The sequence below is a fragment of the Nostoc sp. XA010 genome (genome assembly GCF_020829625.1).
Classification (GTDB): Bacteria; Cyanobacteriota; Cyanobacteriia; order Cyanobacteriales; family Nostocaceae; genus Nostoc.
In genome coordinates this window covers 180,821-205,048 of record NZ_JAIVFX010000012.1, presented here as the reverse complement: position 1 = coordinate 205,048, position 24,228 = coordinate 180,821, and the positions used below count along the sequence as shown (strand labels likewise).

Genomic DNA, 24,228 nt, shown 5'->3' with positions numbered 1-24,228 from the left:
CGTACCAGCATTTGATAAGTTAGTACATAATCTTAAACAATAACAGTTAATACAAAGAGGGGATTACGTTGAGTCACAATCCAGATGCTATAGCCCCGCACGGTGGACAGTTGGTTAACCGGATCGCCACGCCAGAACAAAGAGCAGAGTTTCTCTCAAAAGCTGACTTTTTGCCGCGAGTGCAACTAGACGATCGCGCCGTTTCTGATGTAGAAATGATTGCGATCGGTGCTTTTAGTCCACTCACGGGTTTTATGAACCAGGAAGACTACGATCGCACTGTCACAGAAATGCGACTAGCTAACGGTCTTGTGTGGTCAATACCGATTACACTATCGGTAAGCGAAGAAGTAGCTTCCCCTTTGCAAGAAGGCGGCTTAATCCGTCTGGATAACTCCAGAGGCGAGTATATTGGGGTTTTACAACTCACCCAAAAATATAACTACGACAAAACCCGCGAAGCAATAAATGTCTACCGCACTGATGATGCTAAACATCCAGGCGTGCAGGTACTCTACAACCAAGGTAATGTACATCTGGCGGGTGATATTTGGTTGTTGCAACGCGAATCTCATCCCCAGTTTCCCAGTTACCAAATTGATCCAGCTGCCTCACGGCAACTATTTAGAGACAAGGGTTGGAAAACCATCGTTGGCTTTCAAACTCGCAACCCCATCCACCGCGCCCATGAATATATTCAAAAGTGCGCTTTAGAAATCGTTGATGGTCTATTTTTGCACCCATTAGTCGGAGCAACAAAAGAAGATGATATCGCCGCAGACGTGCGGATGCGTTGCTATGAAATTTTGCTGGAACACTACTACCCCTTAGACCGGGTAAGTTTGGCAATTAATCCAGCTGCAATGCGCTATGCTGGGCCTCGTGAAGCCATCTTCCATGCTTTAGTCCGCAAAAACTACGGCTGTACTCACTTTATCGTCGGGCGAGATCATGCTGGCGTTGGTGACTATTATGGCACTTACGATGCTCAACACATCTTTGATGAATTTGACCCAAGTGAATTGGGCATTGTGCCGATGAAATTTGAACACGCTTTCTACTGCACGCGCACTAAGCAGATGGCAACATCCAAAACTAGTCCCAGCAGGCCAGAAGAACGCATTCACCTATCAGGGACAAAAGTCCGAGAAATGCTGCGGCGTGGTGAGTTACCCCCAGCAGAATTTTCCCGTCCAGAGGTGGCGGCTGAGTTAGCACGGGCAATGCGGATAGAAGTACCAGCTTAGGCCATTGGGAAAGAGGAGGCAGGACGCAGGAGTTATTTAATTTTGTTTGAATTTTGAATTGATTTCTCCCCCGCTTCCCTCATCCCCTATTTTGTAACTTTACAATACAGAGTTCAGCCCTGTAAGCTGCTAACTGATGGCTGAGGGCTGATAGCTAATTATGGAACGGCGCACGTTTTTAAACAGAATTGGCTCAATACTCGCGGTATTGGGGATAGCTGAAGCTGAGTGGTTGTCTTTAGGAAATCGCTATTATCAGGCTTTGGCACAACCCAGTCCGCGTAAGTTGGCATTGTTAATAGGTATTAACCAATACCCGCAAATTCCAGTCCTCAGTGGTTGTCTGACGGATGTGGATTTACAAAGAGAACTTTTGATTCACCGCTTTGGTTTCCAAGGGTCAGATATTTTAACCTTAACTGAGGAACAAGCTAGCAGGGAATTCATTGAGGCGGCTTTTTTGGATCACCTGGGTAAGCAAGCTAAACCCGATGATGTTGTCGTCTTCCACTTTAGCGGCTATGGCAGCCGTGTCAAATTGGAAACATCATCAGATACAATGCAAAATGCTCTGGTGCCAGTTAATGTGGGTAAGTATGCACAAAATGGTAAAATAGTCAATTATATATTAGAAGAAACTCTACTGCTATTATTGCGATCGCTCCCCACAGACCGAGTAACAGCAGTCTTGGATACTAGCTATTATGCTCCTAGTACAGTCTTAGGATTAAAAATTCGCGCCCTTCAGGAGTCAGTAGCAAAGCTAGCAGCAGAGGAACTGGACTTTCTCAAACAACTTAAAACTCAGAAGTTATCCAGCACTCCGATTGTTTTAGCAGCTACCTCAGAACCAAACCAGCCTGCAAGGGAAGGACTATTTTCTGGTTTTAATGCGGGGTTATTTACCTACGCCTTGACACAGTATTTGTGGGAATTCACCCCAGCTACCAAAATTCAAGTTGCCCTTTCGTATATGGAAAATTCTCTATACAAATTAGGTAGTAAACAGCAACCAGGGTTATTAAGTAGTCAGAAAAATCCAGATATAACGTCTTTAGTGCCAGACAATATTATTGGTGCAGAAGGCGTGGTGAGTGCTATTGAAGAAGACGGTAAAACAGTTTATCTGCGGTTGGCAGGATTACCACCACAAGTGCTGCTACACTACGGAGTTAATTCTCGATTCACCCTAGCAACAACAGAGCAATTAATATTGCGATCGCGCACTGGGTTAACAGCAAAAGCGCAAATTTCCAAAATTGAAGGTGCAAATCCCCTACAAGTTGGGCAACTCGTCCAAGAAGCAGTCCGGGTTTTACCCCGAAATATTAATTTAACAATAGCTTTGGATACTCGATTGGAAAGAATTGAGCGGGTAGATGCAACAAGTGCCTTCGCTGGATTTTCCCATGTATCCACCGTAATAGCAGGAGAAAAACCAGCTGATTATATATTTGCCAAGCTACAGGAAATTCCTAGTCGTTATGGTTTATTTTCTCTTGGTGGCGAACTAATTCCCAATACCACTGGAGAAGTAGGAGAAGCAGTAAAATCAACAGTCCAAAGGCTAGCACCCAAATTATCAACCCTGTTTGCAGCTAAGTTATGGCGACTTACAGAAAATCAAGGTTCTTCCCGCTTGCCTCTCAAGGCAACCTTAGAAATAATTAGCGGTATATCACCACGGGTCGTGATGCAACGTGAAACAATACGAACTGTCAAATCTGAAACTTCGATAAAAAAATCACTCTCCACTCCCCACTCCCTACTCCCCACTGCGATTGTACCTATCGGTAGTCGAATGCAATATCGAGTGGAAAACCAGAGCGATCGCTCAGTATATTTAATCTTACTAGGATTAAACAATAATCATACAGGAGTTGCCTTCTATTCTTGGGAAACCCCTCAAGAACCAAATACTGCGGACACCAAGCCCCTCCTCAAACAAGTCGTCATCGCCCCAGGTGAAACCCTCACCCTACCCCAAACTAATAGTGCTTCCGAATGGCTGATTTCAGGGCCAGCTTGCTTTTGCGAACAACAACTAATTTTTAGTACTGCCCCCTTTAGCGAAACTCTCGCTGCCTTGAGTACTGTTAAGTATTCCACAGCCGAACAACAGCCGATTGGTTCATTGTTGAATCCCTTAGACGTTGCACAAGCCTTGCTACAAGACTTGCATAACGCCAGCGCCCTCAAAGCAGAGATGAACAGCACAGCAGCCGACTCACATATCTTAGATGTGAATAATTGGGCAAGTCTTAGCTTTAGTTTTCAGGTTGTGTAAACAACGATATGATGCAATATCCTTGAGTTAAGGCTTGTCATTGCCCACATTTTTATAACAATCAAGCTGTCGCACTGGCCAACATCCCGCCCAAAATTTAAGTTCTGCGGCTTAGAACTACTGTCCACTTAAGTGGACTGGAATTTTGCATAACACACAGAGTTTAGCCATAGACATCGCTTAAAATTCTACATTTAGTCTAATACGCTTGGGTTGAGCATTTTTTCTCTTCTCTCTGTTTCCTCTGCGGTAGCCTGCGGTAAGCCGCTTCTCTACGTTAAAAAATTGACTTTGATAAAGAGTTTTAGCCTGGGAATAAATTCCGAGGCAGGTTAGCTACGAAGCGGAAGATTTATTTGATGTTGGTAATGATAAGTTTTAAAAAAGGAGGTTAAGGGGATCTTAAAAAGATTAAAACGTTAACTTAATCGTATTAAATCATCTCTAGTAAAACTTTTTTATACCAGCATAATATAGAGCTTTTTATTACTTTAGTTGTACTCCTATTGATTACCCTGAGTATTAGGTAATAAGGTATGAACTATAAACTAGAAAATATCTCACTTGCAATTCAGTCGCCAGCAGGAGGAAACTGAGCAAAATATTTTTTACACTATAAAATAACCCTTAATAAATAAACTGTAAACAGCGTATGCCTCTTCACAAACTTGAACATTTTGACCCCAACTATCGAGAAACTTTTGGCGGAGATGACCTTAGAGCTTTGGAACTTTACACTGGAGGAGGAGACAGAGTTGGCTCAGTGGCGGATGTTTTAGTTGATGACCATGGCCATTTCCGGTATTTAGTTATTGATACAAGTTCAGATTTTTTGGGTAAGAAAATATTACTACCAATTGGTCTTTCCAGGATAGACTATACTGCAAGACGCGTCTATGTTGATGGATTAAGCAGACAGCAAATAGAAGGTTTAGTCGAGTATAGAGAAGACATGGTTGTTGATCATGATTACGAAGAAAATGTCCGTACTGTATTTCGTTCTCCAAATAGCGGTGTAACTTACGATCAGAATACATATAATTACGAAACAGAACCAGCTTTATACGGTTTGAATAATCAAGATAATCAAACTTTTAAATTATATGAAGAACGATTAATTGCCAGCAAAAAACGCATCAAAACTGGAGAAGTCACAGTTGGCAAGCATATCGAAACAGACACTGCAAGCGTTACAGTACCTATCCAAAAAGAACGAGTTATAATTGAGCGAGTTGTGCCAACAGAAGCAGGAAAGACCGTAGATTCCAGTGAACTTAAGTTCCAAGAAGGGGAAGTAGCACGCATAGAAGTGTACGAAGAAACGCCTGAAATACGTAAAGAAGCCTTTGTCCGTGAAGAAATCAGAGTTAAGAAAGTAGTAGAAAGTGACACTGTGGAAGCAGAAAGCACTATCCGTCGAGAAGAGTTAGATGTTGATACTGAGGGTAATTTACAGGTTCAGGAACATGGTACAACTACACATGACGCTATTTAAGTAGCTGATCAATAAGTTTTTTTGGTAGATTTATCTAAAATAATCATGCAAGCAAAGTTAATTTTTATCTCTGCATGTGTTGTTTTATTAAACAACTTAAATTCCCGATTTCTTTAGGAAGTCGGGAATTTAACGCGTTAAAAAAAATACATTTTAAGCAAGGATATAGAAACGTGAAATTTCTTTGCTTTGCTATCCTAAAATATCTATAACTTTTGATTATTAAACTTTTAAAATAATTCATTCGCCAGAAAGAGGCAAACAAATCATTAAATGGCTAACTTAGTTAATAGGAGATGGGAAAGAAAATTTTTGAGGAAAATATAATGGTACTTTACAAATTACAAGATTTTGAGCCTAACTATCGCGATACATTTGAAGGTCGTGACATCAATGGACTTGGCGTTTATACCCAAGGAACCGATGAAAAAATTGGTACTGTCAGCGATGTTTTAGTGGATGAGGAAGGTCATTTCCGCTATTTAGTGGTTGATTTAGGCTTCTGGATTTTTGGTAAAAAAGTGCTACTACCACTTGGTCGTGCCCGTATCGACTATAATGTTGATCGCGTCTATACAATTGGCTTGACTAGAGAGCAAGCAGAAGATTTACCTGAGTTCAGTGAACGCGAAGCGCTTGATTATGATTATGAAGAAAGGGTGCGTGGGGTATATCGCCAACCCACAGGCTCCACCCTTCCTTTGGAAACATCAGCAGCCGTAGAAGCATCAGCACCTGTAGATACAACCTATAAGCCAGCGACGACTACGCCAACTTACAATCGTGATAGCTACAATTACGAACAAGAGCCTTCTTTATTTGGGTTAAATGAGCAAGATCATCAAACTCTGAGATTGTATGAAGAACGGCTGATTGCTAGTAAGCGCCGCCAAAAAACTGGAGAAGTAACGATTGGCAAGCACGTTGAAACTGATACTGCACGGGTTGCAGTGCCAATAGAAAAAGAGCGAGTTGTGATTGAACGTGTAACTCCAGCAGATGCAGGTACTGCCGTTTCTGGGCGCGAAGCAGACTTCCGTGAAGGCGAAGTTGCTCGCGTAGAAATCTATGAAGAAACTCCTGAAATTCGCAAAGAAGCATTTTTGCGTGAAGAAGTCAGAGTTAGAAAAGTGGTTGATCAAGACACAGTTGAAACTCAAGAAACCGTGCGTCGTGAAGAGTTAGATGTCAATTCTGGTAATCTTCCCGTTGAAGAACGTTAAATAACAAAGTCATTAGTTGCTAACTAATGACTACTAATTAATTCGACACAGTACAGGTGAGGCTGTAAAATTAGCTTTACCTGTGCTTCTAATAACTAATACAACTTTAGATTTTGGATTGCGAATTATTTTTCTGAATATTAGGTTAGATAAATACATCTATCGCAAGCATTTTCTAAATGGTATTTAGAGGATTGATACATTTAATTTAGCTAACTAGAAAACAGTTCATAAACTTTGCACTATGAATAGCCAACCGATGACAAAAAACATTGGACAGGCAAACTCTGACTCTCAGACTAGCACCTCATTAACAGATTTAAGAAACAAGGTAATCAATTTCGCTGTATTCGATCAGCAAGGTCAGCTAGTAGGAGTAGTTCATGATTTAATTGTGGATGCTAATCGTCGATTAAACCTAGTTATATCTAACCAGGGGAATCAAGACTTAGCTGATAAACATCCTTCTTTATTTCGGTTGCAGAGCCAGAGAATAAAAAAAATAGACAAGCCGACTAAATCTGTTTTCATAGACTTAAATAAATCAGAAATTGAATATATGCCTGAATATTTAGAAACAGAAACACCAGGCGAGGGCACACTATCAGAAAACTCAACTGAACAACTAGTGAATTATCAAACTACAAATAGCCCAGTTGAGCCAGTAGATTTAGATGAGGCTACGGAAGAACAGATTATTCGTTTACTAGAAGAACGACTAGTTGTTGAAAGCAGTAAGCGTAAAGTTGGTGAGGTGATTGTTCGCAAAGAAATTGAAACCCGGATGATACAAGTTCCTGTCCGGCGCGAAAAGTTGATTGTAGAACAAATTAGCCCAGAACACAAACAACTTGCAGAAATTGATTTAGGACAAGAGGAAATTTCTGGCATTGACTTAACGGAAGTAGAAAGACTTGAGGTTCAGCATTTTGGGACAGGTTTAATGGTAAGCGGTGAATTTAGCTCACCTAAAACTGCTAGTTTATTGTTGAATGCGATCGCACTAGAGCAAAATCACGGTTGTAACCAAGTGCGAGTGACCATCGCTGTTGAAGATGAGTCACACCAGAAAAAATATCAGGAGTGGTTTGATCGCTGTTCTAAAGGTCAGCAACCAAACCCTGAAAAATGAGTTAGTTTCTCGCTGATTGTTAGGGTGGGCATTGCACACCCTATTTTTTTTGCTGGTTTTAGAAAATAAAGTTGAAATTTTCGTTCCCTTGGGGGTAAGTGGAATGTCAAAATACTAAGCAGTTGCCGTTCTTTTGGCTACTTGCAATGAAATTTCGACTGAAGAGACTTTCACCGAAGAAAAAACAGCGTCTGCTCCCACCTATTCAGATTCAAGTTCGAGATGGAAAATTTGAGATTATGGGTATGGGTGCATGGCATTCTTACTGGCGCGATCCCTACCATCTGCTGCTAACGATTCCCTGGACTGGTTTTCTAATCCTAATTTGTACTTTCTATATAACTACTAATGCTCTATTTGCTCTAGCTTACTTGATAGGAGGAGATTGTATTGCCAACGCCCGACCTGGCTCTTTTTTGGATCTCTTTTTCTTTAGCGTGCAAACCCTAGCATCCATCGGCTATGGGGCAATGTATCCTAAAACAACTTACGCCAACATTATTGTCACCATTGAAGCAATGATTGGTTTGGTGGGAATTGCTGTGATGACGGGACTAGCTTTTGCTCGATTCTCCCGACCTACAGCCCGGGTGCTTTTTAGTCGTGTTGCTGTAATTACACCTCATAATGCAATGCCGACTCTCATATTTCGCAGCGCTAATCAGCGTCGCAATATAATTCTGGAGGCGCAGATGCGAGTCTACTTAATGCGCGACGATATAACCTCAGAAGGGCAGTTTATGCGTCGGTTCTACGACCTCAAACTGCTGAGGAACCAAACACCTAGCTTCACGTTAAGCTGGTCAGTGATGCATGTCATTGATGAGTTTAGTCCTTTATATGGCATGACACCAGAATCCTTAACCCAGACAAATACTATACTGATCGTCTCTTTGAGTGGCATTGATGAAACGGTTGCACAGGTTGTCCATGCCCGTCATACTTATGGTGCTAATGAGATTTTGTGGAACAATCAATTTGTCGATATCTTCCATCACACACCCGATGGACATCGCTATATTGATTACAACCGCTTCCACGATGTTTTACCTTTAGATGAAGACAGTTAAAATGCCTGCAAGTTACTCTACAGTCTGATTTACAGCAGCTTGTAAAGGTTTAACGACAACCCGACCATTTTCAACTACAGTGCAACTTTTAACCATGCTCTTGCTGGGGTTAACTGGCACATCCTGGCACTGGTTTTGGTGAGAGATATTTTGCTCTTGTTGCTGATTGAGGACGACAACACAACAGGGGCAGGAGGATAAGGACATATAAAATATTTTGATCTCTATATCTATTATCGCCTTACTGATGCTGTTTGGCTGAAAAATTTGCTACTCATGTGTTAGTCATTCGTGATTGGTCATTGATGATTGTTTTTTGGTACAGACCTCTCTGAAAGTCGGTGATTTAGGGCGTATATGGGAAACTATGGCTGTAAGTACTTGCTTCTTATGCTTGTAACCTGTTTGATATACGTAAACCAAGTAAACAGGAAAGCGGTTATAGATCCCGCCCCGCTTTCCTCCCTGCTTAAACTTGTCTGGCAGGGTTAGACAGTGGGTTTTTCTAATGAAAAAATTTCTGAGATACCTGGGTTTAGGTTTGCTATCTACGTTTTTGACTGCAACTCCCGGATTGGGAGCTGAACGTATTAGCTTTTATTACCCTCCCTTCGGCGAATTCTCTTTGTCTGTGGACTCGCTGGAAACTTTTGCGAAAGTTGGCAAAATCGATCAAGATTTTTCATTTTATGCTAGCCGTGCTACACCCCAACAACTCGCTCAACTGCGGGATCTACTTCAGCAAAGGTTCAATACCACCCCTACACTTGTATCTCAAGTTACCTACTCACCTATAGGCGAACAACTGATGCAACAGCTAGGAGAATTACTCCTCACTGAGTCTCGACAGAACGGGTTCTATGCCATACGTGCCTCTTTGATTTTGGCTGCTGCCGATCGAGAAGGTTTAACGGTTGTGAATTTGTTGCGGAAATTTCCTAGCAATACTGTGCGGGTGAATTTCACTGGAGGGTTAAAGATAGTTGATGACTTGTCACAATTGCTCAAAAAAAGGGATGAAGTTGTTGCCTCTCTTCAAAAAGAAGCGATCGCTCAAGCAACCAATTCAAAAATTGACTTCTCACAACAGCCAGATTTGCGATCGCCAGGAAAATTTCGCTGGCAGAAAAAAAGCCTGGAGTTAAACGATTTTTCTCGCAATCGCCGTCTACCCGTGGATATATATCTGCCGGAAGCAGGTTCACAAAACACTAAAGAACTGGTTTTGCCTCCCTTTCCCCTGATTGTAATTTCTCATGGTCTAGCCTCAGACCGCTCTACCTTTGTCTACCTGGCTGAACATTTAGCATCCTATGGTTTTGCCGTTGCTGTACTGGAACACCCTGGTAGTAATGCTGAACGGTTTCAACTATATTTTGCGGGTTTGGCCGGGCCGCCAGATGCATCAGAATTTATCAATCGACCTTTGGATATCAAATATCTCCTCAATGAACTCGAACGTCTGGACAAATCTGATCCCACCCTCCAAGGAAAACTCAATTTTCAGCAAGTCGGCGCGATTGGTCAGTCCTTTGGCGGTTATACTGTTTTGGCTCTAGCAGGAGCAAATATTAACTTTGAGCAACTGAGGCAAAACTGTAATCGCAATAATTCATCCTTTAATGTGTCCCTCTTGTTGCAGTGTGAAGCAAATAAATTACCCCGAAGAAATTACAATCTCAAAGACGATCGCATCAAGGTCATCATGGCGATTAATCCAATTGACAGCTTAGTTTTGGGTGAGGGCGGATTGAGTCAAATTAAAAGTCCAGTAATGCTGGTAGCAGGTAGTCAAGATATTTTTGCCCCACCTGTATTTGAGCAAATTCGCCCCTTTACCTGGCTTCCTGACTCTAATAAGTACCTAGCTTTGATCGAAAATGCCACCCACTTCTCAGCGATCGCAGAACCTACTTCTGGAAATAATGTCTTACCTGTGCCACCTGCCTTGCTAGGCCCCGATCGTGCCCCTGTTTATTCCTATCTCAACGCCCTCAGCGTAGCTTTTTTAGAAACCCATCTCCTCAACCGTCCTGAATACCGTTCCTATTTGCAGCCTTCCTACGCCACATTTATCAGTAAAGAGCCGCTTAATCTCAGTATTTTACAGTCTTTGTCGACAGATCAATTTAATCAGATTTGGAATGGGTCAGCCCCTTCCCTACGGCATGCTGCGCGAACGGGGAAGTCAAAAGTCAATAATTTTGAACCCCATAAATTTGGGGGGGAGAGACGATCGCCTCCTCGCATAAGCGGAAAACGCTGGCTGTAACGCAGTTTGTGAAGTTTTGCAAAGAATTGGCTGACTCTGCATAAAACCATAAGCGGGAACTGATAAGTCAACAGACACTATACTGTCCACTTATCGGGCAGAATTTTTTGATCATGAAAAAAGTGTTTGGATTAATTGAAAAAGAATCAGCCAAAGTTGCTCAATTACCCTTTTTTGGGTTTTTAGTCAATAAAAGCATTGCTTTTATACAAAGATTATCTTTTGCTCTTTGTTTTGCACTTTTTGTCATGGAATATGGAGATTTAAATAAATTTGTTTGCTTAGAAGAAGCAACAGTTAACCCAATTCAATATACTCTTAACAATCAAAACCGTGAAGAAAAGAGTAATTGGATATGGTTTTTAAAAGATTTAGAATACTTGACTTTTAACTTATTTTTAAATTTCACCGACTCTTTAAAATTTATTTTTAGAAAACTAATTTATGAACTATATTGGCAAACTTTTCAAGTAAATTTCCTTTATAGAGGAAGGCAGGAGAAAAACTGCCCTCTGTCTCCTGCCTTCGGTGATAAAATTTTTGAAATTTTTACAGCCTTGGTAGATATACTTGCCAATTTCGCCGAAGAATATAATATTAAACAATTATTGACTCGAAATTTCGATGGCTCCGACTTTGCTCAGTTACGGTGCAGGAAGAAAGCTACAGTCGGGGTTTAAATTCCCTTATGTAGCTTTCTTCTCTACCTTCGCGTAGCGTGTTGCAGACAGAGGCTGGGCGAATAATGTGTAAATTTTGAATTATTATAGTGCTTCTAAATGGCGTGGAATATAGGAAGGAATCTACACATCCGTTAGCAGTCTTGCTTTTCTCAGAATAAATGTCAGTAGGGTTTCTTTTTTGGAAATGATTTCAGCTGTAACTTCCATCCCTGCTTTAATAGGATAGGATTTATCGCTCTTTTTTAAATAAAGTTTCTCTGGCTCAATTGTCACCTCATAGTAAGGCGCAATTGGAATGTTACCGTTACCCTGAGATATAATGGAATCGGCACTAATGCCTCTGACAGCACCTTTGAGGATGCCATAATCTGGGTAAGGATAAGCAGAAACCCGCATTTGTACTTGCCCCTCTAAACATTTTGCGACTTGTGCGACTTTACACACCTGCACTTTACTAATATCTGAAGAGGGAACACGAGCTTTGATTACAAAAGGGGCATTGTTGGGAGCAATTTGAGCGATCGCATCCCCAACACGGACAACTTGTCCAGTATTTCTTAATTCTAGTTTCAGGATAGTACCTGCCTCAGAGGTACGAATTACACTTTTTTGCAGTTCCATAAAAACTTGTTTAAGTTCTTGTTGAGCGCTGCTAATTTGATTTTGGATTTCAACTTGACGCCTGATGAGTTCTTCTTTCTCTTTATTCAATTGAGCAATAGTAGACTCACCCTTCGTCAACTCTTGGGAAATACGTTCTTGTGCGATCGCTACATTCGCATCGCTGGGATTGAGTGCAGCTTTAGCGTTGTCGAGTCTAGCAGTAGCAGCTTTAAAAGCTTGTTCTTTTTCTTTAATTTGAAGAGCAGCGATCGCCCCTGTATTTCCCAGCTGCTGATATCGCTTCAGTTCCTCTCTGGCTAATTCAACACCCGCTTCTATTTCTTGTACTTGTGCCAGACTAGTGATTTGCTTATCCTGATAATCTCTTTTGTTGCGACTCAAGTCTGCTTTGGCAGATGTGATTGCCTGTCCCATCGCATTAGACTCAGCAGCCATCTGATTTTTTAGCGATTTTAGTTGTGCATCAATTTGCGCTCGTTGTAACTGATTCTGTTCGATAGTTCCGAGTAGTTGGCTTTTTTTAGTTTGAAATTGGGAGTTGTCAATCAGAGCGATCGTATCTCCCTTTTTCACAACCTGATTTTCTTTCACTTTGATACTTGTCACCGTTCCCTCAGATGCTGCTTGCACTAACCGGATTTCTCCGGTTGGGCGGACGGTAGCATCAGATTTTACTATGATGTTGTATTGAAATACACTGGCAAGGCTGATGGCAGCGCCAACACTTCCAATTAAAAATATTCCTCCCAACCTCGTCCATATACTGACTGAGGGAAGATATTCGTCGTTTTCGACTAGGCGGAGAAAGTCTGGTTGGGGGTCTATGAGCATGAATGGTAAAAAACATTTTGGTTACGTAAATAATCTAACAAAAAAATCTACCTAGCGTTAGACTGACGATCAAGATTTAGGGAGATACAAAAAATAAAAGCTCTCTTCTCTTGCAAGAATATTTTTGGCAGAAATTTCATAATTCTGGCTTTTTGCCTTTCAGGGCGAAAGCGACAGCTTTTGTTTTTATTACAGATAAGTCCCTTATCTGTATATAGTTAGTATGTAAATACAAGGTTTTTATACAGCTAAGTCTAAATAACAATTAGCCTTTTAATATGAACATCAAATCTTTATAATATTTATCTAAAGTTTTATCTTCTCTTTATTTATTTCTAAAAAAAATGATATAATATATACAACTTTTTCACAAGTATTTCTCATTAATCAATAATTAAGTAAATTTACGCTATTGATATTAAAATAATTTATATAAGTTCGCTTTAGCTTCGTATATAAAAATTTGATGTAAAGCGTTCCTATGTAAACATACTTACTTAAAAAGACGGAACCCCAATTGTGAATTTTATTGCCTCACTTAAACAGATATGGTATAAAAAATATATCAATTTTACTAAGTTTATCTTAAACTGCTTGTATTTACGTTATTTTCTCAGCATTAATGCTGAATATGTTTAACTTATGTATTTTCAGAAAAATACATCTTTTAGTTCACCCTATTTATATGAATATGAATATTGACGCTATTTGCTATTTTTTGATAATTGAAATTTTCTAACTAAATTTGTATAAAGAATAACTATGTAGTATCTTTTTTGAAGAGGTGTAATACATATTTCTTAAAAAAATAATTGCTTGACCTATTGAGCAAGAGTCGTATAATACTTTTAGCGGGACAAAAAAGTAATTAAATATACTCTTTAAATGTTTATATTAATTACTTTGAAGCGACGCAGTTTCAAACTCAACAATCAAGCGAGAACTAAGATTATGGAAAGCACATTATTCACCGCATTAACCGCTACCGAAGAAGCTAGTTTGTCTGGTGGTACTGATAAGCACAAGAAGCACAAGAAGTACTACACCCCCGTTAAGGCTAAGCCCGTCGTTATCAACCAAGTAGCCCTTAACGTTGCTGCTGGTATTCTTAGTGGCTCTACGATAGACCAAACCGCTGTCAACGTTGCTGAAGGTATTACTGGTGGCTCTACTGTCAGCCAAACCGCTGTCAACGTTGTTACTGGTACTGGTAAAGATAAATATTGAGGTTTAGTATAAGGGAAAGAATAAGCGTAAAGACACGATTAACCGCGTCTTTACTAAGGTAGAGTGTCTTAAACAAACTAACCTGCTCCAACAGAGTAGTTTGCCTTCTTACAAGACATTAGCTTTGTTGCTTATCGCAGTTATTCTAGCATTACGTTTATTCCTACCGCATACTTTTGTTGAACAAAGTTAATAAAGTCTATCAACGGTTCCTCTGAGGCAACTGTTGATGGACTTACTTAATACTTTTGCCAAAGATACTGCTCACCTTGAACACTCAATTAGGGAACTAAGGGCTGCTATCTGAGAAATCGCTCATATCCATGTTTAATCACTCTCGGCATAGATAGTAAAATTCAAAACCTTTTTATTTAGGGTTCTGTTTATTTGCCATAGTTTTGGGGTTTATATAAATATACGAGCATTTAATCCCTAGCTATATCTGAACTTTCAGCATTTAGCTCTAAGAGGGTGTTTGAAAAGGGTCAGCTTGAGCCTCAAGTGGAACTCAGGGGCATGATCTCAAATCCCAAAACTCCTATTCTCTCGTAGCAATTTCTCGGTAGCCAGGGTAGCGAAACACACGCTGGAAGACTTTTCAAACATCCTCTAAGCTGTAATTGTTTCATTCGAGAGTGATTAAAGAGGAATATGGATCAAAATTTACGATTTTGCAAAAAATAGCGGAAAAGATATAGCCATTTTGTTAGGTGCTACCTATGGTTATATTTCACTTAATGCACCTTCCCATCAATTTGAAAACTTGTTAATTAACATCTGAGGTTAATTAGAATCATGAAAAGCACTCAAATCTTGCCAATGTTTATATCCCTAACTGAAGATCAAGAAGTAACCCTATCTGGTGGTGAAACCAACGTGGTTTCTTATTCTTATAGTCAAGTCATAATTGATAAAAAAGGAGTAAAGAAACAAATTAAAAAGGTTGGGAAAACGAAAACTACCAAAGGAAGAACTTCAGTGTCAGGAATATTAAAAAGCTTTGGAATAAACCTATCATCCTTACTAAGTTAAGTTTGATTGGTAGTAATAAATAAGCGGGCGTGAATAATTAAAGTTTTGTAGTAAGCGGCTTCAACCGCTTACTACTAGCGAATCTAATAAATTTTACATTGCATAACATAGTTTGATTTTTTTGCTCAGTTACTTAGTAAAATTAAACTGTTGGTCAAATTATTAACGACGCAGGGACGAAACCCTGCTATTTTTTTAAGTTTTTTTACGATACTATTGGGTACTGGAGTCTGAAATGAAATACCAAGTTGTTGCACAACATAGTGAAGAAGATTGTGGAGCTGCTTGTCTTGCTTCCGTTGCTAAACATTATCGCCGTAACTTTACACTAAATCGCATCCGGGAAGCGGTAGGCACGGGGCAACTTGGAACAACATTGTTGGGATTGAGGCGAGGAGCAGAGGCACTTGGTTTCAATGCGCGTTCGGTCAGGGCATCAAAAGAAATATTAGACCGAATGAACCAAGCACCACTTCCAGCAATTATTCACTGGAAAGGCTACCACTGGGTTGTTTTGTATGGTCAGAAAGGCAAAAAATATGTAATTGCTGACCCAGCCTTTAACATCCGTTATGTCTCTAGAAATGAATTAATTGAGGCTTGGTCAGATCAAGTCATGCTTTTACTAGAGCCAGATTCGGTTCGTTTTTATGCTCAACCTGATGATAAAGTCAATGGTCTTTGGCGCTTTGCGCGGCGGGCATTGCCTTATGGGGGCATAATATTCGAGGCTTTTCTTTGCGCTATAGTTATCGGTCTGCTTTCGTTAACGTCTCCTTTCCTGCTTCAAATTCTAACTGATGATGTACTAGTTCGAGGTGATACCCAGCTTCTTATTGGTGTAATTATTGCGGTTGTGGTGATGAATTTGGTGGGAAGTAGTCTGCAATTAGTTCAATCTAACCTGATTGCCAATTTTGCTCAAAAGCTTGAGTTAGGGCTAATTCTAGAATTTGCCAGGGCAATCTTGCGGCTGCCTCTGGCTTACTATGAATCACGTCGCAGTGGCGAGATTGTTAGCAGATTGCAAGATATTCAACAAATTAATCAGCTAGTTGCTCAAGCAGTTATCAGTCTGCCTAGCCAATTGTTTATCGGACTGATTTCTTTGGCTTTCATGGTGTTCTATAGCTGGAAACTCACCTTTGTTGCCGTCGTTGTTGCTATTATCATGAGTTCATCTACGGTGGTTTTCTTGCCTATACTTCAACAAAAAATCAGAAGTATGTTGGTCTTAGACGCGGAAAACCAAGGTGTTCTCGTTGAAAGCTTTAAAGGAGCGCTGACACTCAAAACTACTACTGCTGCTCCTCAATTTTGGGAAGAATTTCAGAACAGATTTGGTCGGCTCTCAAACATAACATTTCGTACAATTCAGATTGGAATTATTAACAGTACCTTTTCTGGGTTAGTTTATGCTATTGGCAGCGTTACTTTGATTGGTTTCGGCAGCACCCTAGTTATTAGTAAAGAACTCAGCATCGGTCAACTGCTGGCTTTTAACGGGATGAATGGGAATTTTTTGGCATTAATCGGTGCTGTGATTGGATTTATAGATGAATTCATGCGTGCCAAAACTGCCACGGAACGTTTAACAGAAGTTATCGATTCCACACCTGAAACTCCGAGCGATAGTAGCAAACCCTTTGCTAAAATTCCTAGTGATGCTGATATTATTTGCAAAAACCTCAACTTTCACTACGCTGGCAGGCTAGAGCTACTGGAAGATTTTTCCATCACAATTCCTGGCGGTAAAGTTGTTGCCCTAATTGGTACATCCGGCTGTGGAAAAAGTTCTCTTGCTAAACTGATTGCCGGATTATATACACCTAATTCTGGCAATATTCGCTTTGGCATGTATAATATGCAAGACCTAGCTCTTGATTGTTTGCGGCAACAAGTTGCTCTGGTTCCTCAAGATGCTCATTTTTGGAGTCGCACAATTATTGAAAACTTCCGCTTAGGTTCTCCTCATCTCACCTTCGATCAAATTGTCAAGGCTTGCCAAATTGCTGAGGCAGATGATTTTATTAGTAGACTACCTGAAAAATATCAAACTGTATTAGGTGAATTTGGGTCAAATATTTCTGGTGGACAACGCCAAAGACTGGCTTTAGCAAGAGCTATTGTTAACGATCCACCAATCTTGATTTTAGACGAATCAACTGCTGGACTCGATCCAGTTAGTGAAGGTCAAGTTTTAGATCAACTGTTGTTGCACCGCCAAGGTAAAACCACAATCCTGATTAGCCACCGTCCTAGAGTCATTACCCGTGCTGATTGGATTATTTTGCTTAATCAAGGCAAGTTACAAATTCAGGGGACAGTAGAAGATTTGCTTGCCCAACCAGGAAACCATTTAGACTTTTTAACCCCTTAATTACTTACAGTTTTAATTAGTGGTTTGTCTAATTAAATTTTGATGAGTTTGTAGTAAGCACTTCAGTGCTTAAAAATCCAGTCGCAGTTACCGATATCCCGCCTCGGAATTCATTCCGAGGCGGGATAAAAACGCAGTGCAAGATTTATTAATAGAGATATGTCAACTTAACTTAAAACTCATGTCCCACAAGGAACTTCAGTTCCTTGCTAATAGCTAAAGTTATCTTTAGATGACTAAATAATCTGAAAAATCTTTAGTCTACTTCAGTAGGCTTTAGCTATAAGCCTCTGAAATTCATTTCTGGGCAAGCATGGAAGCCAACAGATAAACGATTTTTAGCTTAAGTTGACACCAATGAGCAAAGACAAGCCCGTACCAGCGTATTTATATCATTAGTAAAGTGAAATCAACATTTCGGGTGCTTTGCTGGATTGCGCTTGGCTTAACCCAACCTTGTATCTTAGAGGATCGGCAAGGGGGTTAGATTAATCGTTAGCTTTTCCAGATAGCATGAATTGTCACACACCAGGTAAGTCTCAAGCATTCCTTTGATGAACTCAAAGCTAAAGCCAAACAAGTTATCATTTTTACTAAAGTTTTTGCAGATAAATCTGCTGTTCTAATTTGCATTAAAAACAATAATTTAACTTTCTTTCTTCTATTATTTAAAATATCAAAATCAGAAACCTTGATTTTACTTAAATACGTAAATATACTGATGCATCTATGCAAACTACTTGAAAAACTGAGATTTTGCAAGAATAACCAAAACCTATATGTCTTTTTTGTTTCTTAGCTATGACTGAGATACTAGAATTTTCCAAAACAGGGCTTAATTGTCAGGAAAGTTAGATATTTGTACTTAGATATTTATAAAAACTTATTTAATAAAATCTTTTCCATATATATACCTGTCGTTAAGAGGTATTAAGAAATTCTGATTAAAGAATATTGCAATAGCTTGATTTAATTGCTAACGTGTGTGTGACAACGATGCTGATAATCGCTCTGAATCTAGGAGAAGTAAAATTATGAGCTATATACATTCAGCCAAGTCTGTTAGGCTTTGACAGGTTAAAAACGATAATTTTCTGCCTCGTATAGACAATTATGAGGGATTGCAGATTAACCAAGAAATATCTCGTTGCTAAAGGCTTAGTTTGGGTTTGATTTCAATTGCAATTGATTATTTGTCTTACCTTGTGCCGACAAGTGACTAGCTCTTAATTGTGTGTTTCGGCAATAACGAAGAGTTTGGTAAGACTTAAATTTTGGAGGATAAAACCAATGGAGATTCAAGGTAAAGTTGCTCTAATTACAGGGGCTTCGCGTGGGATTGGACGAGCGATCGCACTCGAACTAGCGCAAATCGGCATCAAGCAGCTGATATTAGTGGCACGCGATCGCCAAAAATTAGTTGAGGTAGCTAAGGAAATCGAGGCGATAGGAACAGAAACTGCGATCGTGCCTTTAGATTTGACGCAGACAATTGAAGTAAATATCGCTGTTGCCCAACTGTGGCGCAATTACGGACAGATTCACCTGCTGGTTAATTGTGCGGGAGTCGCATACCAAAGCTCATTTTTGCAATCTAAACTCCCCCAAGTTCAAGAAGAACTCTCGGTAAACTTGTTAGGAATGTACAATCTCACTAGTCTGATAGCTCGACGCATGGCCAGCCAAAGGCAAGGAACAATCGTCAATGTATCAAGTCTGATGGGGAAGGTGGCTGCACCGACGATGGCGACTTATTCTGCTACCAAGTTTGCCATTTTAGGATTTACCCAAGCCTTGCGCCAGGAACTAGCTGATTACAATATCCAAGTCATTGCATTACTGCCTTCCCTCACAGACACAGATATGGTGCGCGACTTAAAATTATTTCGCTGGGTGATCCCCATGACTCCCCAGCAAGTGGCTAAAGCACTCGTCACCGGAATGCAAAACGATTCACCAGAAATTTTAGTCGGATGGCAAAGTCATTTAGCTGTATGGTGTCAACGCCTTGCTCCTTGGTTGCTAGAGCTAATTTTACGAATAGCAACTCCGCCAGCACCAACGAAACAACAGCAGAGTCAAAAGCTGAAAAAGCTGATGCCGAAACTAAATTTTTGATGGCTTGTTATGTGTCTGCGCGTAAATTCTAAATTTTTTGAGGCGAGCGCCTAGCGCGCAGCAAAATTTCTACCAGAGTTGCGATCGCTTCATTATCGAGCTTTTATTACTCTGAAAAAATAAAAATGTTTGTAGTTGTTAGATTGGGTTGAGGCAATGCGCTACCCAACACCAAGGATTCTTGGTGTTGGGTCTACGTTCCTCAAACGCCACTTGCTTCAACAAATCAGAGACTACTAAAAATAATCTTGAAGTTAAGAAAATCATGATTACTCAAGAACATAACAAGTTGATGTACGACAAATATGGCGAACAATATCATCTAAAGCGAAGCAACAAAGAAAGTAGTCTTTGGAATGAATACCTAGATATTCCCGCAATGACAAAGCTGATTGAGAAAAATGTCAATCAATGTGATGTGTTAGACTTGGGCTGTGGCTCTGGGGATTTTACTGCAAAAGTGAAGTCTTTGGGAGCAAATGTTATTGGTCTAGATCAGTCGAATAAAATGATTGAGATAGCTCGTAGAGAATACCCCGAAATAGAATTTTATGTTGGTACGGCTGAAAAAATACCATTTAATGATAAAAATTTTGAGCTAATTTATAGCTGTTTAATGATTCACTATATTAAAGAATTAAGTCCATTATTTGCTGAGGTTGCAAGAGTAATCCGTAGCTTGGGTAAATTTGTATTCTCGTTTCATCATCCATTTAATGAAATAACCCATCAAGTTTGGAATGGTAGTGGTTATGACGTGACCATGCATCCATATTTTCACAACGATGAATATAGATGGAATATGTTTGATGAAATGGAATTAGTAAGTTATCATCATACTTTTGAAACAATATTCAATTCTTTAAATGATAATTCCTTCGTAGTAGAACGCCTAATTGAAACTACTCCAAATGATTCAATAAGGAATAAATATCCAAGATTTTATGAAATGACTTCTAATTATCCATCATTCTGTGCCATAAGTGCAATCTATCTACCTAACCAGAAATGAAGCCTAGCTTTACTTGGTGCATCCGCAGAGCGTAAACAAACTTTATCAAAAAGTAGAACACAAAGATGCGAATATCTGGGTAGACTGCACTGATGATTAATAGACTTGCCTGAGTTCGCAGTTACTGAAAATGACCTAAAAATGTTATAGCTCAGGGTATTTACTATATTTATGCTGAGTCAAGCGCTATTAGGTACTTTCGCAAGTTTTATAGATATAACTTATTTCGGAGCAACTAGAAATGCTTTCCTTCCCCACGACTCTTACTCCTTTGCCCGAAATTATTGATGGCTTGCCGAATATATCTGGTTGGGAAACAGAGGTTCTCTCTGTAGTTAGCCATAATCAGCCAGTATTTTTACCAACAACGAATATCCGCTTAGAAGATGTAAATGCTGTGTTTGCGATCGCCTTACACATGCACCAGCCAACTATACCTGCTGGAAATGATGGTACACTCATCAGCAATCTGCAATATATGTTTGAACATCCTCATGAAGGGGATAACCACAATGCAGATCCTTTTGCCCATTGTTACAGCCGTATGGGAGACTTGATCCCCGAACTTGTTAGTCAAGGGTGCAATCCCCGTGTGATGTTGGATTACTCAGGTAATCTTCTGTGGGGACTACGGCAAATGGGACGCAGTGATCTTCTCGATAATCTTAAACGTATTACTTGCGACCCAACCTACCAACCTTATGTAGAATGGCTGGGTACAATGTGGGGCCATGCAGTTATTCCTTCCACACCCATAGCAGATATCAAATTGCATATCATTGCATGGCAACATCACTTTGCGGCAATTTTTGGCTGGGAAGCATTAGCGCGAGTTAAAGGATTTTCACCCCCAGAAATGCACCTACCAAATCATCCTGATGCTCTCTTTGAATTTGTGAAAGCGCTGAAAGAATGTGGATATCGCTGGTTACTTGTTCAAGAACATTCTGTAGAAACAATTAGCGGTCAATCTCTTACCCATAAACATTTACCACATCGTTTGGTTGCCCGCAATTCTCAAGGCGAAACAATTAGCATTACAGCCTTAATTAAAACCCAAGGTTCGGATACTAAATTAGTTGCACAAATGCAGCCTTATTATGAAGCAAAAACATTATCAAAACAACAGATTGGGAGTGTTTTTGTACCACCAATAGTTAGCCAAATTGGAGATGGTGAAAATGGTGGCGTGATGATGAATGAATTTCCTAGCGCCTTTAAACAAGCTTGGTGGGATATGGTCAATAACGGCGGCGGGAAATCAGGTGTAGTCGGAATGTGTGGTACAGAATATTTAGAATTAATCGAAGCTGCTGGATGCAAACCTGAAGACTATCCAACTTGTCAGCCAGTGGGACAACATCAGATTTGGGAGCGAATTTTACCAGACAATTGTAAACCTGAAGCTGTAGAGAATGCCATTCAAGAATTGAAGCAAATCAACTCTAATTTTCATTTGGATGGAGCCTCGTGGACAAATCATATCAGTTGGGTGAAAGGATATGAGAATGTGTTATCTCCCATGTATCAACTAAGCAGTTTATTCCATCAAAAATTTGATCCATTACAACAAATTAACTCAGCAGAACCTGTTACCAGACAACCTCATTACCGTAACGTTCTTTTACATAACCTTTTGTTACAAACCAGTTGTTTTCGTTATTGGGGACAAGGTGCTTGGACTGATTATGCACGGGAAATTTATCAACGTGGCGAAAATTTATTGCAGATAAATTAAACTAGGGACTGGAAGCTAGTAAAATGTGACGGAAATTTGCCTACCTTTAATACCGTTTCACTTTAATACCAATTCTCTATGAAGATGCACATAATCAGTCCCCCATTCACAAGGGGGAACGGCGTAGCCGGGGGGTAAATATATGCAACTTCACAAATAAACGGTATAAGATTGATACAGATGGCAAGCAGGGGAAGCAAGAATAGTGATTTGTATCAATAATTTCGTTAAATGGTATAACAAGGGGCAAAATCCCCTTGTTGTCTGCTTAATTAAAAAGGTTTGCTCCAATTAGCTCCCTTTTAGAGGATGTTTTAAAAGTCCTATTGTATGGGGATTCCCGCCTGCTCCCTACTCCCTGCCCCTTTTCCTCTTATTGACCTTGCTTATTATGCCAGTGTCATAAAAACACAAAACTAATTTAGCAAATCAGGTTCTTCGCGCACAATTCTGTCGTAAAGGGGCTGGAAGCCAAACCACCCACTTGTATGTGACCCCACTTGAGTTTGTGTTAAACGGGCTGTTTCGTGTTTGATAGTAGTAGGTCTACCCGCAGCTTCTGCCAGTAGTTGGGCTTGGCACGATCGCTCTAAGTTAATGTACCAATAGGCAGCTTCATCTACCGTATGTCCCACAGTTAAAATGCTGTGGTTACGCAGGATTATAGCTTTGTTTGACCCCAAGGCTTGCGCCAATCGCTGACCTTCAGAAGTTTCTAAAACCACACCCGTGAAGTCATCAAACAGCGCATGGTCTTCATAAAAAGCACAGGAATCTTGAGTCAAGGGGTCAAGAAGCCGACCTAAACTAGACCAAGCTTTACCATAAAGTGAATGGGCATGAGCCGCCGCGATTACATCAGGTCGAGCTTCATGAATCTGAGAATGGATGGCGAAAGCAGCTCGATTCACTTCAGCATCGCCTTTAACCACCTCACCTTCTCTATTAACTAAGAGCAGGTCAGAAACTCGGATATGACCGAAGTATGTTCCTAATGGATTCACCCAAAAATGGTCTGTAAATTCTGGATCACGAGCCGTAATATGGCCTGCGATTCCCTCGCTGAAACCAAATTTACCAAATAGGCGAAAGGCAGCAGCTAGGCGTTGTTTGCGGTGCAGGCGTTCGTCTTCAACTCGCTCGAATACAGGGGGTTTTGGTCTAGCGTAGGGCATGTTCTTTTTCTTCTTCTTTGCAGGGAGCGTTAGAATATCCAGAGCGAAAGGATTTGACGCTGTGAGATTTTGGGATAAACTGGTGACGCAAGATGCAACCAGTATCATTACCCAGAATATGGATAGATACAGATGCGCTCTGGGATGTAGTTTTGACGGCGTGGATATCACCATCGGGGGGTAACAGACGGTAGATATCCCCTGGTTGAAGCAATCGCACTTCAGTTATTTGTAATTGTGCGTGTCCTTCAGCATCGCCGTTATCTACACGGCGATAGACTGTTTCTTCTTGATTGCCTTTGTATAAACCAATCAATCCCCAGGCTAAATGGTCGTGGACAGGAGTCGTTGAACCTGGGGGAATTACCAAACTAAAGATTGACAGGGAACGGTCTTTAGCGCGATAAAGTAGCCACTGACCAATACCACCGCCCATTCTGCTTTCAGGATTGGCTTGGGCAAATTTTTGGGGTAGCCATTCCTGTTGGGCAAGCAGTTCTTGAAAATAGGGTTCTAGTTTAGCGAGAGTTTGTGTGCGATCGTCAACAGTAATAGCGCTAATTTCACGCACTGTTGCTACAAAGGATCGTAGTTCCTGGCTCTCAATAAACCATTGGTCTTCTGGCAATGGTTCTAAGATGGTGTGGTTTGTCATCTATATTCCTCCGTTTGGGAGGCGACT

The 24,228-nt window shown here is 40.3% G+C and carries 18 protein-coding genes; 14 read left to right on the top strand and 4 right to left on the bottom strand.

Going from position 1 to position 24,228, the window contains the following annotated elements:
* The first annotated feature begins 68 nt into the window (after positions 1–68).
* The 6 genes from sat (at position 69) to LC608_RS19250 (ending at position 8,454) form a co-directional block, all read left to right on the top strand.
* Positions 69–1,247 carry a sulfate adenylyltransferase gene (gene sat / locus LC608_RS19275; RefSeq protein ID WP_229555048.1) on the top strand — a complete coding sequence of 393 codons (1,179 nt, stop codon included), beginning with the start codon at positions 69–71 and terminating at the stop codon, positions 1,245–1,247.
* A 160-nt stretch (positions 1,248–1,407) separates the two neighbouring features.
* The gene (locus LC608_RS19270) at positions 1,408–3,534 is read left to right on the top strand and encodes a caspase family protein (RefSeq protein ID WP_229555047.1); all 2,127 of its coding nucleotides are present in this window, start codon (positions 1,408–1,410) and stop codon (positions 3,532–3,534) included.
* Between the two features lie 652 nt (positions 3,535–4,186).
* Positions 4,187–5,029: a DUF2382 domain-containing protein gene (locus LC608_RS19265; protein ID WP_229555046.1), complete on the top strand. Its 843-nt coding sequence runs from the start codon at positions 4,187–4,189 to the stop codon at positions 5,027–5,029.
* A gap of 326 nt (positions 5,030–5,355) precedes the next feature.
* Positions 5,356–6,252, top strand: coding sequence for a DUF2382 domain-containing protein (locus tag LC608_RS19260; RefSeq protein ID WP_229555045.1), 897 nt, complete (start codon positions 5,356–5,358; stop codon positions 6,250–6,252).
* Between the two features lie 259 nt (positions 6,253–6,511).
* Positions 6,512–7,384 (top strand): YsnF/AvaK domain-containing protein, encoded by an 873-nt coding sequence (locus LC608_RS19255; protein ID WP_229555044.1) that lies wholly within the window; start codon positions 6,512–6,514, stop codon positions 7,382–7,384.
* Positions 7,385–7,530: 146 nt separating this feature from the next.
* The gene (locus LC608_RS19250) at positions 7,531–8,454 is read left to right on the top strand and encodes an ion channel (RefSeq protein WP_229555043.1); all 924 of its coding nucleotides are present in this window, start codon (positions 7,531–7,533) and stop codon (positions 8,452–8,454) included.
* Between the two features lie 12 nt (positions 8,455–8,466).
* Here the strand turns inward: LC608_RS19250 and LC608_RS19245 are convergent, their stop codons facing one another.
* Entirely contained in the window at positions 8,467–8,661 is a 195-nt protein-coding gene (locus LC608_RS19245; RefSeq protein WP_229555042.1) for a hypothetical protein, read from the bottom strand.
* Between the two features lie 301 nt (positions 8,662–8,962).
* Between LC608_RS19245 and LC608_RS19240 the strand changes: the two genes are divergently transcribed.
* Both LC608_RS19240 and LC608_RS19235 read left to right on the top strand, forming a co-directional pair.
* Positions 8,963–10,726 carry an alpha/beta hydrolase gene (locus tag LC608_RS19240; RefSeq protein ID WP_229555041.1) on the top strand — a complete coding sequence of 588 codons (1,764 nt, stop codon included), beginning with the start codon at positions 8,963–8,965 and terminating at the stop codon, positions 10,724–10,726.
* Positions 10,727–10,839: 113 nt separating this feature from the next.
* The gene (locus LC608_RS19235) at positions 10,840–11,406 is read left to right on the top strand and encodes a hypothetical protein (RefSeq protein ID WP_229555040.1); all 567 of its coding nucleotides are present in this window, start codon (positions 10,840–10,842) and stop codon (positions 11,404–11,406) included.
* 123 nt (positions 11,407–11,529) lie between these two features.
* Here LC608_RS19235 and LC608_RS19230 read toward each other — a convergent pair whose 3' ends face one another.
* Positions 11,530–12,864 carry an HlyD family secretion protein gene (locus tag LC608_RS19230; RefSeq protein WP_229555039.1) on the bottom strand — a complete coding sequence of 445 codons (1,335 nt, stop codon included), beginning with the start codon at positions 12,862–12,864 and terminating at the stop codon, positions 11,530–11,532.
* Positions 12,865–13,815: 951 nt separating this feature from the next.
* On the opposite strand from LC608_RS19230, the gene LC608_RS19225 reads away from it, so the two are divergent.
* The 6 genes from LC608_RS19225 (at position 13,816) to LC608_RS19200 (ending at position 22,371) form a co-directional block, all read left to right on the top strand.
* Entirely contained in the window at positions 13,816–14,091 is a 276-nt protein-coding gene (locus tag LC608_RS19225; protein ID WP_229555038.1) for a hypothetical protein, read from the top strand.
* Between the two features lie 795 nt (positions 14,092–14,886).
* Positions 14,887–15,123 (top strand): hypothetical protein, encoded by a 237-nt coding sequence (locus LC608_RS19220; RefSeq protein WP_229555037.1) that lies wholly within the window; start codon positions 14,887–14,889, stop codon positions 15,121–15,123.
* 235 nt (positions 15,124–15,358) lie between these two features.
* On the top strand, positions 15,359–17,503 hold the full coding sequence (locus tag LC608_RS19215; protein ID WP_229555036.1) for a peptidase domain-containing ABC transporter: 2,145 nt from the start codon (positions 15,359–15,361) through the stop codon (positions 17,501–17,503).
* 1,290 nt (positions 17,504–18,793) lie between these two features.
* Entirely contained in the window at positions 18,794–19,621 is an 828-nt protein-coding gene (locus tag LC608_RS19210) for an SDR family oxidoreductase (protein ID WP_229555035.1), read from the top strand.
* Between the two features lie 265 nt (positions 19,622–19,886).
* Positions 19,887–20,633, top strand: a complete 747-nt coding sequence (locus LC608_RS19205) for a class I SAM-dependent methyltransferase (protein WP_229555034.1) — start codon at positions 19,887–19,889, stop codon at positions 20,631–20,633.
* A gap of 241 nt (positions 20,634–20,874) precedes the next feature.
* Positions 20,875–22,371 carry a glycosyl hydrolase family 57 gene (locus tag LC608_RS19200; RefSeq protein WP_229555033.1) on the top strand — a complete coding sequence of 499 codons (1,497 nt, stop codon included), beginning with the start codon at positions 20,875–20,877 and terminating at the stop codon, positions 22,369–22,371.
* A gap of 416 nt (positions 22,372–22,787) precedes the next feature.
* Here the strand turns inward: LC608_RS19200 and LC608_RS19195 are convergent, their stop codons facing one another.
* Positions 22,788–23,546, bottom strand: coding sequence for a class II aldolase/adducin family protein (locus LC608_RS19195; protein WP_229555032.1), 759 nt, complete (start codon positions 23,544–23,546; stop codon positions 22,788–22,790).
* Positions 23,533–24,201 (bottom strand): cysteine dioxygenase family protein, encoded by a 669-nt coding sequence (locus LC608_RS19190; protein WP_229555031.1) that lies wholly within the window; start codon positions 24,199–24,201, stop codon positions 23,533–23,535. Before LC608_RS19190 ends, LC608_RS19195 begins: the two co-directional genes overlap by 14 nt.
* Positions 24,202–24,228: the final 27 nt, after the last annotated feature.